11 protein-coding genes and 1 pseudogene are annotated in these 14,131 nt (G+C 55.1%); 3 read left to right on the plus strand and 9 right to left on the minus strand.

Annotated elements, in window-relative coordinates:
• Positions 1–329: 329 nt before the first annotated feature.
• The 3 genes from DBR02_RS13685 (at position 330) to DBR02_RS13695 (ending at position 4,192) form a co-directional block, all read left to right on the plus strand.
• Positions 330–1,688, plus strand: coding sequence for an esterase-like activity of phytase family protein (locus DBR02_RS13685; protein ID WP_129741577.1), 1,359 nt, complete (start codon positions 330–332; stop codon positions 1,686–1,688).
• A 226-nt stretch (positions 1,689–1,914) separates the two neighbouring features.
• Positions 1,915–2,937, plus strand: a complete 1,023-nt coding sequence (locus DBR02_RS13690) for a glycosyltransferase family 8 protein (RefSeq protein WP_107534630.1) — start codon at positions 1,915–1,917, stop codon at positions 2,935–2,937.
• Positions 2,924–4,192: an O-antigen ligase family protein gene (locus DBR02_RS13695; RefSeq protein ID WP_107534631.1), complete on the plus strand. Its 1,269-nt coding sequence runs from the start codon at positions 2,924–2,926 to the stop codon at positions 4,190–4,192. Before DBR02_RS13690 ends, DBR02_RS13695 begins: the two co-directional genes overlap by 14 nt.
• A 36-nt stretch (positions 4,193–4,228) precedes the next feature.
• Here DBR02_RS13695 and yjiA read toward each other — a convergent pair.
• The 9 genes and pseudogenes from yjiA to hpaH all read right to left on the minus strand — a co-directional run bounded on the left by yjiA (position 4,229) and on the right by hpaH (position 14,047).
• Positions 4,229–5,180: pseudogene (gene yjiA, locus DBR02_RS13700) on the minus strand (GTPase).
• A gap of 10 nt (positions 5,181–5,190) precedes the next feature.
• Positions 5,191–5,394 (minus strand): YbdD/YjiX family protein, encoded by a 204-nt coding sequence (locus tag DBR02_RS13705; protein ID WP_003856610.1) that lies wholly within the window; start codon positions 5,392–5,394, stop codon positions 5,191–5,193.
• 96 nt (positions 5,395–5,490) lie between these two features.
• Positions 5,491–7,644 carry a carbon starvation CstA family protein gene (locus DBR02_RS13710; RefSeq protein WP_063867366.1) on the minus strand — a complete coding sequence of 718 codons (2,154 nt, stop codon included), beginning with the start codon at positions 7,642–7,644 and terminating at the stop codon, positions 5,491–5,493.
• Positions 7,645–7,926: 282 nt separating this feature from the next.
• A complete protein-coding gene (locus DBR02_RS13715; protein WP_003856606.1) occupies positions 7,927–8,436 on the minus strand; it encodes a 4-hydroxyphenylacetate 3-monooxygenase reductase subunit in 510 nt (169 codons plus the stop codon).
• A gap of 17 nt (positions 8,437–8,453) precedes the next feature.
• Complete coding sequence (gene hpaB, locus DBR02_RS13720; protein ID WP_102750121.1) at positions 8,454–10,016, minus strand: 4-hydroxyphenylacetate 3-monooxygenase, oxygenase component; 1,563 nt, start codon at positions 10,014–10,016, stop codon at positions 8,454–8,456.
• Between the two features lie 195 nt (positions 10,017–10,211).
• Positions 10,212–11,102, minus strand: coding sequence for a 4-hydroxyphenylacetate catabolism regulatory protein HpaA (hpaA, locus tag DBR02_RS13725; protein ID WP_063867369.1), 891 nt, complete (start codon positions 11,100–11,102; stop codon positions 10,212–10,214).
• Complete coding sequence (hpaX, locus tag DBR02_RS13730; RefSeq protein ID WP_107534632.1) at positions 11,074–12,417, minus strand: 4-hydroxyphenylacetate permease; 1,344 nt, start codon at positions 12,415–12,417, stop codon at positions 11,074–11,076. The genes hpaA and hpaX overlap by 29 nt, the downstream gene beginning before the upstream one ends.
• A 21-nt stretch (positions 12,418–12,438) precedes the next feature.
• Positions 12,439–13,233, minus strand: a complete 795-nt coding sequence (hpaI, locus tag DBR02_RS13735; protein WP_107534633.1) for a 4-hydroxy-2-oxoheptanedioate aldolase — start codon at positions 13,231–13,233, stop codon at positions 12,439–12,441.
• Positions 13,234–13,243: 10 nt separating this feature from the next.
• A complete protein-coding gene (hpaH, locus tag DBR02_RS13740; protein WP_045259529.1) occupies positions 13,244–14,047 on the minus strand; it encodes a 2-oxo-hept-4-ene-1,7-dioate hydratase in 804 nt (267 codons plus the stop codon).
• Between the last annotated feature and the right edge of the window lie 84 nt (positions 14,048–14,131).

Consider the following 14,131-nt stretch of genomic DNA (forward strand, 5'->3'; position numbering starts at 1 on the left):
TTTATGCTGTTTTTGTTGGGTTTTTTAATCTTAAATGTTGATGAGATGTTTGTAAGGCAAATCGTCAATCCCCAATCCATTCGCGTTTAGGGAAAGTTTATATTTTTGGCTAAACGTTTAATGAACGAGGCGAAGAAAGCCGTTTGAGGTGAATTAATTAAGTTTCTAATAATTTCCAAAAATATTTCAGCTGTCACAGATAAAGACAGAGGTTTACATTTCTGGTGATTGCTATACGTATTTCTTTGCCGATCCGCTGTCGTTACATGTCATTTTTCTGACACGTTTCTTCATTACGTTGTTGGCTTCACTTACTGGGTGCTAACAATATGAAAAGAAAAATCATTCCTGTGCTAATCGGTTGTGCGCTCTCTTTCTCTGCTCTGGCGGCACAGCCATCCGCGGAGCGCTACGTCGTCAGCTTCCCCGAAGGCTCGCATGTTAAATACAGCGGTGCGTTTGCCAGCGCGTTTCCGAACGGGCTTCCTGTGGGGGTGGGTTCTGGTTTGCTGTTCACCGGCAAGCAGGGCGATACCCTGACCTTCGCGACCGTGACCGATCGCGGTCCAAACGCCGACGCGCCAAAGAAGGGCAAAAACGAAGCCAAAATTTTTGTTACGCCGGATTTCGCTCCGCTCTTAATGACCATCCGCGTCCAGAACGGCAAAGCGGAGGCCGTGGATGCCCGCCCGCTGCATGATGATAAAGGCGAGATTAACGGCCTGCCGCTGGAAAGCGGCGTGATTGGCTCGACCAATGAAGTGGCGTTCAGCGACACCTTAAACGTGCTCAAAGGCGATAACCGTGGGCTGGATACGGAAGGCATCACGCCGGACGGGAAGGGCGGTTACTGGCTGTGCGATGAGTATGGTCCGTTCCTGATCAATATCGACAGCAAAGGGAAAATCCTCGCGATCCACGGCCCGCAGGCGGCGGAAGGGGAGAAATCCATTGCGGGCGGTCTGCCAAACATCATCAAATGGCGCCAGGCAAACCGTGGTTTTGAGGGCCTCACCCGGATGCCGGACGGGCGCATTATCGCCGCCGTGCAAAGCACGCTGGATATCGACGGTAAGAGCAAAAAGCAGGCGCTGTTTACGCGTCTGGTTAGCTTCGACCCGGTGACCGGGAAAACCGCGATGTACGGTTACCCCGTTGACAGCGCGGCCTACAGCAAAAACAGCGACGCTAAAATCGGCGATATCGTGGCGCTGGATAACCACACTGTCCTGCTGATTGAACAGGGTGAGGATAAAAACGACGCGATGCGTAACCTCATCTACAAGGTGGATCTGAGCAAGGCGAGCGATCTGACCGCCTTCGACAAGCCGGGCGACTACCCGGAGTTTGACGATGAGAAAACGCTGGCGCAGCGCGGCATTACCCTTGCCGCAAAAACGCAGGTGGTCGATCTGCGTGCCCTGGGCTGGCAGCAGGAAAAGGCCGAAGGACTGGCGCTGATAGACGGCAAAACGCTTGCGGTGGCGAACGATAACGACTTTGGCGTGAAGGTCGCGATGCAGAACCCGGTCGACGGCAAGAAGCTGAAGGATTATCGGGTAAACGCGGAAGGCAAGCTGACGCTGGATGACAAACCGGTGGAGACCACGCTCAGCGTGAAGCCGCTGAAGACGCCAGAATCTGACAGCGAATTGTGGATTGTGACGCTGCCGGAGGCGTTGAAATGAGAGCGAGTAGCTAACGCTTAACAGCCATTTCTTAAGTAAAGAAGCGCTATGGTCAAATGACTATGATCATAGTGCTTTTTTATTGATTTTTCAGTGGGTTACCCTCTGTGATTTTCTAGGGTTATCATGTTTAGTATGATTGCTAAACAAATTATAAAAAGTACTGGGGAAGGGAGTTAATATTTGTTATCTTATGTATTATAAGTGTTTTTGAGCTCGATAAATAATGATGAATCCAACTATCTTTAATTTAAACGAAAATGTATTGAGCGCGCATGTAACGGATTTTAATTTAGATATTGAAGTTCAATATTCAGCAGTCGTGTATGGTATCGACGAAAATTTTTTAACACACTGTGGGATCTCGTTGTTATCAATTGTTAAAAATACATCGGAAATACCTCTGCATTTTTTTATTATTACGGATAAAAGCAATGAAGTAGAGTTTTCCAGATTACAGTCTGTCATTAAAGGTACTCAGCATGCACTTACAATAATTATTGTGTCTGCTGACGCTCTGGATGTTTTTCCTAAAACTTCAATTTTCCCGGTCTCAATTTACTTCCGCCTTTTAGCGCCGTATTTAATTAAAGAGTATCGTTATTTTTTATATGTTGATGCTGATATTGTAGCATTAAACAGTATTTATGAGTTATTAGAGCATGTTAAACCGAGAAATGATATTTGCTGTGCTGTCAGGGAGCCTGAGCATCAGGTTACTCTTTCAAAATCTATTAATATATCTGGTTGCGATTATTTTAACTCTGGAGTTCTCTATGTCGATTCAGAAACGTGGAATGAAAATAAAATATCGCAAAAAGTCTTTGAGTGTTTATTGGAACGAGGGGAGGGCTTTAAGTATTTTGATCAGGACGCCCTTAACGTTGTCCTGTACAAAAAAGTTAAGTTAATAGATGAAAAATATAACTGTCAAATAAAGGCCGGGCACAAAAAAGGGGATTTCATGCGTGAGCCTCCCAAGGAAACAGTTTTGTTACATTATGTTGGTAGTGATAAACCATGGCAGCTATGGAATCAACAGAAAATTAGTGCTCACTATCGCAAATATAAAAAAATGTCACCCTGGTGTGATGTTGAAGATGTAAAACCACGTTGTGCGCAAGAACTTAAGAAATGCTATAAAACGCTTAATAATAAGAAACAGTTTATAGAAGCTTTCTGCATGTTCGTTCGGTATCATTTAGTACGTTTCCTGGAAAAAAGGCAAGCAAGTCATGTTAAGTCGTGAATATATTAAAAAGTTTAATGTTAACCTTATTTTCATTCTTATTGTGTTTTCAATTGGTAGCGATCTTTTTATGGAGGCCTATCCAAGAAAGTTGTTTTACATAGGTTGTTACCTTTCGATTTTTGGCCTTATTTTTTTGGAACGCTGGAAGGATTTTCGTCAGTGGCTATTGGGCAATAAAATCGCGATAGCTTTTTTATTGAGCATTGTGCTTCTGGGGGCCAGTAAGCTAATTTGGTCTGTGAAATTTCCCTCAGTGCACTTACAGGACATTAAAGATAACTATTATGCTGGTGGGAAATTGTTGATTCTGTCCGGAGTGATGGCATTTTATTTGCTTAAGTCAGTAAGTAATATCTCACTTCAAAGCTGGAAATTTGCTGCTTCCATCAGTCTTGCGCTAAGTTTACTCACGGTTTGGTTTGGTTATCAGGAACAAGCTGCTGGTGTTACCAGAATTAAACTTCTTGCCGATGCTGCCACGACTGCTGCTTATATTATGGTTATTCAGTCAGTTCTATGTTTATCTCTAATTAAAAAAGCAGTTTCAAATCAACTTTACCGTACCGTATTTTACCTTTTAATATTTTTTGTATTCTCTTATTTATTACTGATGACAGAAACCCGTGGTGCTATAGGTACTTTTTTCATCGTCTGCTTTGCTCTGGCCTGTTTTGAACTGAGAAATGTAAAGCCTCGTTATTGGTTTTTAGCATTGCTGGCATTATCGGTGATTGGATGTGGCATCGGCTATAAGATGCAAAAAAGAATTGTTGAGGCCTATGATAATATTCAGCAATTACAACAAAATAACGCCAATACATCTTTGGGTGCACGTTATGTTATGCTTGATGCAGGACTGCATGCAGCGAGGTTTTCTCTTTTCGGTCAGGATGCAGAACAGCGTTATAATAATGCAAGACAATATATTGAAAACAACTATAAAAGTGCAGAGGCAGTCAGGGCTATTAAATATCACTTCCACAATGATATAATTGAAAGCTTTAGTTTGCAGGGATTGTTAGGCGTTATTGCTATTATACTGTTTTATATTATTGGTTTTTTAGTTTCATGTGAAAAAAAGAATAAGATCAACGTTGGGTTGTTGCTTTATATGTCAGCGCTACTTCTAATGGGGATGACAGATGTTCTCTTTATTCAACGAAATACAGCTATGGTCATCGGCGCTTGTGCCGTGATCTTGCTTCTCTGCCAGAGTGAAGAGAACAAAAGGATTGAAAGTTCGAAACAATAATTTATCAGGGCCATTAAATATTGGCCCTGATTTATTTTATTTCTTCAGCCCCGCAAATGCTGCCCGAATCTCCTCTTCCGGCAGCTGTATTCCAATAAACACCATCACGCTGTGCGGCGCTTCATCGCCCCACGGGCGGTCCCAGTCGGCGCTGTACAGGCGCTGTACGCCCTGAAACAGCAGGCGGTTTGGCTCGCCGTCGATCCACAGCATCCCTTTGTAACGCAGCAGCTTGTCGGCAAACGACAGCAACAGGTTTTCCATCACGCGGGAGACTTCGCTGATGTCCACCGGGTAGTCCAGCTCCACCACAATCGACGCCACGTCGTTTTGCCTGTCTCCCATAAAGTGGAAGCGCGGTTTCGTGGTGACGTTCTCTTCCAGCATAAAGCCGTTGGTGTTGAACAGCTGTAACAGGTCGATATTGCCGTGCGTTACCGTGTAAATCGGCGCGTGAGTTAATGCGCGTCAGGCGCTCGCGGAGTTTTTCGCTGTCGCCCGCCACGTCGGTTTTGGTCAGCAGAATGCGGTCGGCGTAGCCAACCTGAGACTGGGCGATGGTGAACTGGTTCATCTGCTCGTCGGCGTGGACCGCATCCACCAGAGCGATGACGCCGTCCAGCAGGTAGCGCTGGCACAAAACGTCATGAGAGAAGAAGGTCTGGATAATCGGGCCCGGGTCCGCCATGCCGGTGCATTCGATCACCAGACGGTCAAAGTCGATGTCGCCGCGATCGCGGCTGTCGAGCAGATCCAGCAGGGCGTCTTCCAGCTCGTTAGAGCGGGTGCAGCAGATGCAGCCGTTGGTCAGGGTTTTGATTTGCGTGGCGCGATCGCCAATCAGCTGATCGTCCACCGAGACTTCACCGAACTCGTTTTCGATCACGGCGATGTTGAAGCCGTGCTGCTCGTTCAGGATGTGGCGCAGCAGGGTGGTTTTGCCTGCGCCGAGAAAACCGGTCAGCAGGGTAACGGCAATCGGGGTCATGGTCTCTCCTTTAGCAGCAGCGGACGCCGCCTTCTCCACTTCCGCCATAGCGCGCTTCCTGACGCTCGCGGAAGAATTCGGTGTAGGTCATGTACGGCTTATCCGGATGGTTGGTCTTCATATGCTCAACGTAGTTGTCATAGTCCGGAATGCCAATCAGCATCTTCGCCGCCTGACCGAGGTATTTTTTCGCTTCGCCTAAGTTACCAAACATAATGCATCCTGATAAGACAAAGCCCGGTGGCGCTACGCTTACCGGGTCTACAGTACCGTTGTAGGGCGGGTCAGCGTAGCGCCACCCGCCATTTTTTTAATGGTGTGAAGAGGTCTTCACGCCGCCTTCCGGCACTGGCACGTACGGGGTCTCTTTATCCGTACGGCCATCGGCGTTGCGCACTTTCATCCAGGTTTTAATCCCGTAGAAGATAATGCTGTACACCACCACCAGGAACAGAATGCTCAGACCCGCGTTGGTGTAGTTGTTCACCACGATATGGTTCATGTTGGCAATCTGCTGCGCGGTCAGATCCGCGCCGCCTGCGGCAATCTTCTCTTTGTACTGGTTAGCCATGAAGAAGAAGCCTTCCAGCTGCGGGTTGGTGCTGAACAGCTTCAGACCCAGCGCCCAGGTGGTGCAGAGCAGCAGCCACAGCGCAGGAACCACGGTCACCCAGATGTATTTGGTGCGTTTCATCTTCACGAGAACAACGGTGCCCAGCACCAGAGCTACGGCTGCGAGCATCTGGTTAGAGATGCCGAACAGCGGCCACAGGCTCTTCACGCCGCCCAGCGGGTCGACAACGCCCTGATACAGCAGGTAACCCCACAGGCCTACGCAGCCCGCCGTACCCAGAACACCCGCCACCAGAGAGTCGGTTTTCTTCAGGAATGGCACGAAGTTGCCCAGCAGATCCTGCAACATAAAGCGGCCTGCACGGGTACCGGCATCCAGCGCGGTGAGGATGAACAGCGCTTCGAACAGAATACCGAAGTGGTACCAGAAGCCCATGTCCGCCCACGGCAGCACTTTGTGGAACACGTGTGCGATACCCACGGCCAGCGTCGGCGCGCCACCGGCACGGTTCAGCACGGACGGTTCGCCGATGTCTTTCGCGGTCTGCATGATCTGCTCAGGCGAGATCACGAAGCCCCAGGAGCTGACGGTTGCCGCCGCGTGTGCGCTGGCCTCTTTCAGCTGGGCCATGATCAGCGCGGTATTTTCGCCGCCCATCTCATGCAGGTTTGGCATGGTGATGCCAAGACCCGCCGGTGGAGTGTTCATCGCGAAGTACAGGCCTGGCTCGATAATCGACGCCGCCACCAGCGCCATGATCGCCACGAAGGACTCCATCAGCATCGCGCCGTAACCGATAAAGCGCGCGTCGGTTTCGTTGGCCATCAGCTTCGGCGTGGTGCCGGAAGCGATCAGCGCATGGAAGCCCGAAACGGCGCCGCAGGCGATGGTGATAAACAGGAACGGGAACAGGGCGCCTTTCCACAGCGGACCGGTACCGTCAATGTACTGGGTCACCGCCGGCATTTTCAGCTCCGGGTTGATGATCACAATCCCGATCGCCAGCCCGACGATCACGCCGATTTTCAGAAAGGTTGCCAGGTAGTCACGCGGAGCCAGAATCAGCCACACCGGCAGCAGGGCGGAGATAAACGCGTACCCGATCAGCGCGAAGGTGATGGTGGTGTCCTTGAAGGTCAGCGCCGGGCCCCAGTACGGGTCGTGCGCAATCACGCCGCCGAAGTAGATCGAGGCGACCAGCAGCACGATACCAATGACCGACACTTCACCCACGCGGCCCGGGCGCAGGAAGCGCATGTAGATGCCCATGAACAGCGCAATCGGCACGGTCGAGCAGACGGTGAAGACGCCCCACGGACTTTCGGCCAGCGCTTTCACCACGATCAGCGCCAGCACCGCCAGGATGATGATCATGATCAGGAAGCAGCCGAAGAGGGCGATAGTGCCCGGCACGCGGCCCATCTCTTCTTTGATCATCTCGCCCAGCGACGAACCGTTACGGCGCGAGGAGATAAACAGCACCATAAAGTCCTGCACCGCCCCCGCCAGCACCACGCCCGCCAGCAGCCAGAGCGTGCCCGGCAGGTAGCCCATCTGCGCGGCCAGCACCGGGCCGACCAGCGGACCCGCGCCTGCAATGGCGGCAAAGTGGTGACCAAACAGCACGTAGCGGTTGGTTGGCACGTAGTTCAGGCCGTCATTGTTAATGACCGCCGGGGTGGCGCGCGTCGGGTCGAGCTTCATGACCTTTTGCGCGATGTATAAGCTGTAGTAGCGATAAGCCACAAGGTAGACGGAAACCGACGCGACCACGATCCACAGGGCGCTGACGTGCTCGCCCCGGCGTAATGCGACAACCGCCAGACAGAAAGCACCGAGGATCCCGAGTAAGGCCCAGGGCACGTGCTTGAGTAGTTTTTTAGTATCCATAGTAAGACCTGGTTTTTTATGTAAAGAAAAAAGGGTCAGGGTTCGTTGTGAGGAGGTATTGATTAATGCTGGAGCGATCGTGCCAGATCCCCGCACGCGTAAAGCACGGTAAATGGGTGAGTGGTTGAAAGCGATGCGTGAGCGGTCAAAAGCGGGGGCGAGTGGTTAAGGCTCACCCCCGGCGGAAAGAAATATGTGATTGAGATCACTAAGGATAATCTGGCGCTTCGGGCGTGGCCGTTCACGCCTGTGCGGAAACGCAGCGCTTTTTGTGCAATGGGATCAAACCGCGGCTTCCATCTCCATCATCACCGGGTGGAAACGGCGTTTGAAGTAGATCAGGCCGTGCCCCTCGCTGCTGAGAATGATGTTTTTTATTTCCACGAGATAGACCAGATGGGTGCCGATGGTTTGCACCTGGGTTATCTCCCCTTCCAGACTTGCCAGCGCGCCTTTCAGCACCGGCTGCGCCAGCGGGCCTTTCTGCCAGCAGGAGAGCGCGAAGCGCTCCTCCATGGCCATGCCCGTCATTCCGGCAAAGTGGCGGGCCATGATCTCCTGCTCGTGGTTCAGCACGTTGACGCACAGTTTGCCGTTGCCCTGAAAGACCGGGTTCATGGCGCTGTTGGCGTTGATGCAGACCATGACCGAGGGCGGGGTATCCGTTACTGAACAGACCGCAGTGGCGGTAATACCGCAGCGACCGGCGTCGCCCTCGGTGGTGACCACATTGACCGCCGCCGAAAGGCTGGCCATCGCGTCGCGAAAACGCAGGCGTTCTTCAGATTGCATTGAAACCTCCCGCTGCGCTATTTCAGCAGCTTATCCAGCATGTTGATATCAGTGTTGTTGTGCAGGTGCGGCACGGTCCAGCCGTGCTGGTCGTACTCGGACATGCAGCGGTCAACCATCGCCATCATCTTGTCCATGTTGCCGGAGCTTTGCGCCTGACGCAGGCATTGCAGGCGGATCTCGTCCTGGCTTCCGGAGTAGTTAATCTCGTACAGCTCGTGGCGACCGCCAAACTCGCTGCCGATGGCGTCCCACATCAGTTTCAGAATCTTGATGCGCTCGACGTGATCCATCCCGTTGGAGCCGCGCACGTACTTCGCCAGATACTGGTCGATCTGCGGGTTGTTCAGGTCCCGCGCGCTGGACGGCAGGTAGATCAGCCCGGAGGTCACGTTGCGTTCGATGATGTTCTTGATCTTCGCGTAGGCCATTGGCGCCATCACGCGGTAGGTCTGCAACGCCGCGTGGTCAGGCAGGTACGCGCCGTTCACCCACGGCGTCGCTTCGGAGCACATGGAGTCGCTCAACGCCCAGAACATGTTGCGCCACGCCACCACTTCGCCGAGATCCGCCTGCACGCCGCGAAACTCCAGGGTACCGGTGCACTCCAGGGATTTCTTCAGCAGGGCGGTGATGAAGTCGAGCTTCACCGCCAGGCGCACGCAGGCCTGAAGCGGGTACATACGGGCGAAGCCGCCCTCCATCGTCCAGCGACGGCAGCGGTCGAAGTCGCGGTAGATCAGCACGTTTTCCCACGGGATCAGCACGTGATCCATCACCAAAATCGCGTCGTTCTCGTCGAAGCGGCTGGAGAGCGGATAGTCATACGGGGAGCCGGTTGCGCCTGCCACCATCTCGTACGAGGCGCGGGAGATCAGCTTCACCCCTTCGGCGTCCATGGGAGCGACGAACATCAGCGCGAAGTCCGGGTTTTCGCCCATCACCTGCGCGGAGCCAAAACCGATCATGTTGTAGTGGGTCAACGCCGAGTTGGTCGCCACCACCTTCGCGCCGCTGACAACGATCCCGGCGTCGGTCTCTTTCTCCAGCTTGATGTAAACGTCCTTCACCTCGTCCGCCGGCTTATGGCGATCGATCGGCGGGTTGACGATGGCGTGGTTAAAGTACAGGCCGGTTTCCTGAATGCGGGTGTACCAGTTGCGGGCGTTCTGCTCGAACTGACCGTAGAAGGCAGGGTTCGCTCCCAGCGCGCAGCCGAACGCCGCTTTATAGTCCGGCGTGCGCCCCATCCAGCCGTAGCTCAGGCGCGACCACTCGGCGATGGCGTCGCGCTGCTGGCGCAGGTCGTCGGCGCTTTTCGCCACGCGGAAAAATTTGTGGGTGTAGCCGCCGCTGCCGGTGTCGGTGCCCCAGCACAGCGTATCCTGCATGTCTGGCTTGTGCAGGGCGTCGTACATCTGGGCGATGGACGCCGCCGCATTGCGAAATGCCGGGTGGGTAGTGACGTCCTTAACGCGCTCGCCGTAGATATAAATCTCACGGCCATCTTGCAGGCTTTTTAAATACTCTTCGCCGGTTAACGGACGTTTGGCATCAGCGCGGAAATCTTCAGGCTTCATAGGGACCTCGTATCGGAAGATGGTTGTTAAATTTATGTTTTGTTTTTGTTGTTTAATTGAAGCGTGAGAGGGGCGGAACGTGAAGGGACGATTGGGACAACGGCGGGTACTTTTCGGGCGGGATTGGGATTTGTGATCTGTGCGGGTTTTTGGCGGGTGGCGCTGCGCTTACCCGCCCTACATACCGCGATGCGCTCAGGAAACCGGTACTTTCTGCGCCCGATACGCGCTGGGCGAGCAGCCCGTCAGGCGATTGAAAAACCGGGCGAAATAGGCCGGATCTTTAAATCCCAGCTGCCAGGCAATCTCGCTGACCGCGCTGTCGGAAAACAGCAGCAGGCGCCTGGCCTCGCGCAGCTGCCGGTCGAAGATCAGCCGTTTCGGCGAGCGGTTGGCGAAGCGGCGGCAGATGTCCGTCAGGCGGGATTCGGTGAGGTGCAGTTCGCTGGCGTATTCCGGTACCGTCCAGTGCTGGTGATAGTGGGTGTCGATCAGCTGGGTAAAGCGCTGAAACAGCTTCAGCTCGCCGCGCATGCCGCTGGCCGCGTGGTCGTCGAGCTTCGCGTTGCGCAGCAGCAGGGTAAAGACCGCCTGCGCCAGAAGGACCAGCGTATGCTCACGGCCCGGCAGCTGTGCCGTGGATTCCCGGGCAATGAGCTGCCAGTAGTGCTTTAGCGCCGCCAGCTCGTCAGGCTTGTCGGCAAGCGACAGGCAGATCCCCGGCAGGCCGAACGCTTCCCGCGTGCCGGGGTAGAGCACTTCTAACAGCGGCCAGATGAGATCCTCGCGCACCGTCAGCACGTGGCCGTCGCTGTCGGATTCGGTGATAAACGCGTGCGGCACCGACGGCGGCGTCAGCACAAACAGCGGCGCCTGCACCGAATAGCGGTGGTCGTCGAGCTGGAGCTCAATCTGCCCGGTGTCGAGAAAGTGCATCTGAAAATACTGGTCGTGACGGTGCGCCTGCATGTCGCGGCCAAAAAAGGCCGCCATGCGCGCGAACGACTGGTAGTGCACATCGTCGGAGCCCAGACTTTCGTCGTACTCCTTGCTGATATCAATGTTGGCGATAGGGCTCTGGCACATGCTCGTTCCTCTGTTGAACCCGCTGCGTCATCGGGATGCGCGTCAGCACCAGCGCGCCGACCACCAGCAGACCCGCCACGAACCACAGCCCGGAGCTGAAGCTGCCGGTCGCGTCGCGCAGAATACCAATCAGCAGCGGGCTGACGGCAGATCCGACGTTGCCGATGGCGTTGATCACCGCCAGCGCCACCGCGCGGGATTGCAGGCTAATAACCTGGTCCGGCGTGGTCCAGAATATCGCCATGGCGGTAAACGATCCGGTTGAGGCCATGATGATGCCAAGCAGCTGGATCAGGCTGTGATCGGTCGCGGAGGCCAGCATCCATCCCGCCGCTGCAAACAGGTACGGCAGGATGGTGTGCTTTTTTCGCTCTTTCAGCCTGTCGGAGCGGCGACTCCACCAGATCATCCCGAGAATGGTACAAAACTGCGGGATCGCCGCCAGCAGGCCAATCACGATATTGCTGCTGCCGGTGTTGAAGCTTTGCAGGATCTGCGGCGTCCAGATGTTGATCGCACTCAGCGTATTGGTCAGACAGAAGTAGGCCAGCGTGTAGAGCAGCACGGCGGGCGTAAGCACCTCGCGAAGCGTCGATCGCGGCGTGACGGATTGGGCGATGGCGACCTCCTGCTCGCGGGCGATCATCGTTTTCAGCGCCTGCTTTTCGTCTTCATCCAGCCAGGTGGCCTGATCCGGCGTGTCGTTGAGGTAAAACCAGGTCACCACGCCGAGCACCACCGACGGCAATCCCTCCAGCAGAAACAGCCACTGCCAGCCCTTCAGGTTCCACATCCCGTCCATCGCCAGAATGTACCCGGAGAGGATCGAGCCAAGCATCATGGTCACCGGCATGGCGATCATAAACAGCGCGTTGGCGCGGGCGCGGTGATAGGCCGGAAACCACCAGGTAAGATAGACCAGAATCCCCGGCAGGAAACCGGCTTCCGCAATGCCCACCAGCATGCGCAAGACGTAAAGCGTTTCAGGGCTGGTGGCGAACATGGTGCAGGTGGAGGCGATGCCCCACACCACCATGATCCCGGCGATCCAGCGGCGCGCGCCGACCTTCGCCAGCATGATGTTGCTGGGGATCCCGCACAGCACGTAGGTGACGTAAAACAGCGTCGCGGCCAGGCCAAACATGGTCGACGTGAGGCCCAGATCTTTGCCCATCGTCAGCCCGGCAAAGCCGATGTTGATGCGATCGAGAAACGAGAAAACAAACAGGATAAAGAGAAACACGATCAAACGACGGAACAGCTTATTGATTGCGCGATGTTCTACATCTTTATTATGCAGGGTTGAGGTCGTCATGTTGCGCTCCACATCGTACGTTTAGTAGACGGATTTATTGTTATCAACTGCTGTGGTGACGTCGGTAAAGCGGGCCGCCAGCGCTTCGGCGCTGCGGGCGAGCAGGGTGGTATCCACGCCAACCGCCACAAACAGTGCGCCGAGGCCGAGATAGCGTTTCGCCAGCTGTTCATTCGCCATCAGAATGCCGGGCGCTTTGCCCGCGCTGAGGATCTGCGCGATCGCCTGCTCAATGGCGGCCTGCACCTCCGGGTGCTGTGGGTTGCCGGCAAAGCCCATATCGGCGCTCAGATCCGCCGGGCCGATAAACACACCGTCGACGCCTTCCACGTCCAGGATCTGCGGCAGGTTTTTCAGCGCCTCGCGGGTTTCGATTTGCACCAGCACGCACATGGTGTCGTTAGCCTGATGAAGATAGTCCGGGATGCGGTTCCAGCGCGACGCGCGTGCCAGGGCGCTGCCGACGCCGCGAATGCCCGCAGGCGGATAGCGGGTGGCGCTTACCGCCAGCCGCGCCTCGTCAGCGTTTTGCACCATCGGCACCAGCAGGGTTTGCGCCCCCACGTCCAGCAGCTGCTTGATCTGCACAGGATCGTTCCACGACGGACGCACTACCGGCTGGCTGGGATAAGGGGCGATGGCCTGTAATTGAGTTAACACGGTCTGCACGCTGTTCGGCGCGTGTTCGCCGTCGATCAGCAGCCAGTCAAAACCGGCCCCGGCCAGCAGCTCGGCGCTGTAGCTGCTGGTCAGCCCCAGCCATAAGCCGATTTGCGGACGGCCCGCCTTCAACGCCGCTTTGAATGCGTTTTGCATGGTCGCCTCCTTACACAAAGCGACAGCTGATGGAGCCCATGTTGCCGTAGTCAACATGGAAGGTATCGCCTCTGCTGGCGGCAACCGGACGGGTAAACGAGCCGCCGAGGATGATTTGTCCGGGCTCAAGCTGCACGTCGTACGGCGCGAGCTTGTTCGCCAGCCACGCCACGCCGTTCGCCGGGTGGTTAAGCACGCCTGCCGCAACGCCGGTCTCTTCAATCACGCCGTTGCGATAGAGCAGGGCGGAGATCCAGCGCAGATCCAGCGCGTCGGGCTTAATCGGACGACCGCCGAGGATCACCCCGGCGTTGGCAGCGTTGTCGGAGATGGTGTCGAACACCTTGCGCGGGCGCTGGGTCTCCGGGTCAACGTTGTGGCAGCGGGCGTCGATCAGCTCCAGCGCGGGGATGACGTAGTCCGTGGCGTTGTAAACGTCGAAGATCGTGCAGTTCGGGCCGCGCAGCGGTTTTGCCAGCACGAAGGCCAGCTCCACTTCAATGCGCGGGACGATAAAGCGGTCAACGGGGATGTCGCTGCCGTCGTGGAAGAACATGTCGTCCAGCAGCGCGCCGTAGTCCGGCTCGCTGATCTGCGAGCTGGCCTGCATCGCCTTCGAAGTGAGGCCAATCTTGTGGCCTTTCAGCACGCGGCCTTCGGCAATTTTCAGGCTCACCCATTCGCGCTGGACTGCGTAGGCGTCTTCAATCGTGATCTCCGGGTACTCCAGCGAGATCGCGCGGATCTGCTCCCGGGACTGTTCCGCCTGATGCAGGCGGTGGGCGATCAGGGTATGGGTGTGTTTGTCGAGCATGGCGTATCCTTTGTGCGGCTGTTGCCGGGTGGCGCGTAGCGATCCCGGCCTACGTTCGAGCCGTTGTAGGCCCGGTAAGCGAAG

It is taken from the genome of Enterobacter cloacae complex sp., from assembly GCF_900322725.1.
In the GTDB taxonomy this organism is placed as follows: Bacteria; Pseudomonadota; Gammaproteobacteria; order Enterobacterales; family Enterobacteriaceae; genus Enterobacter; species Enterobacter quasihormaechei.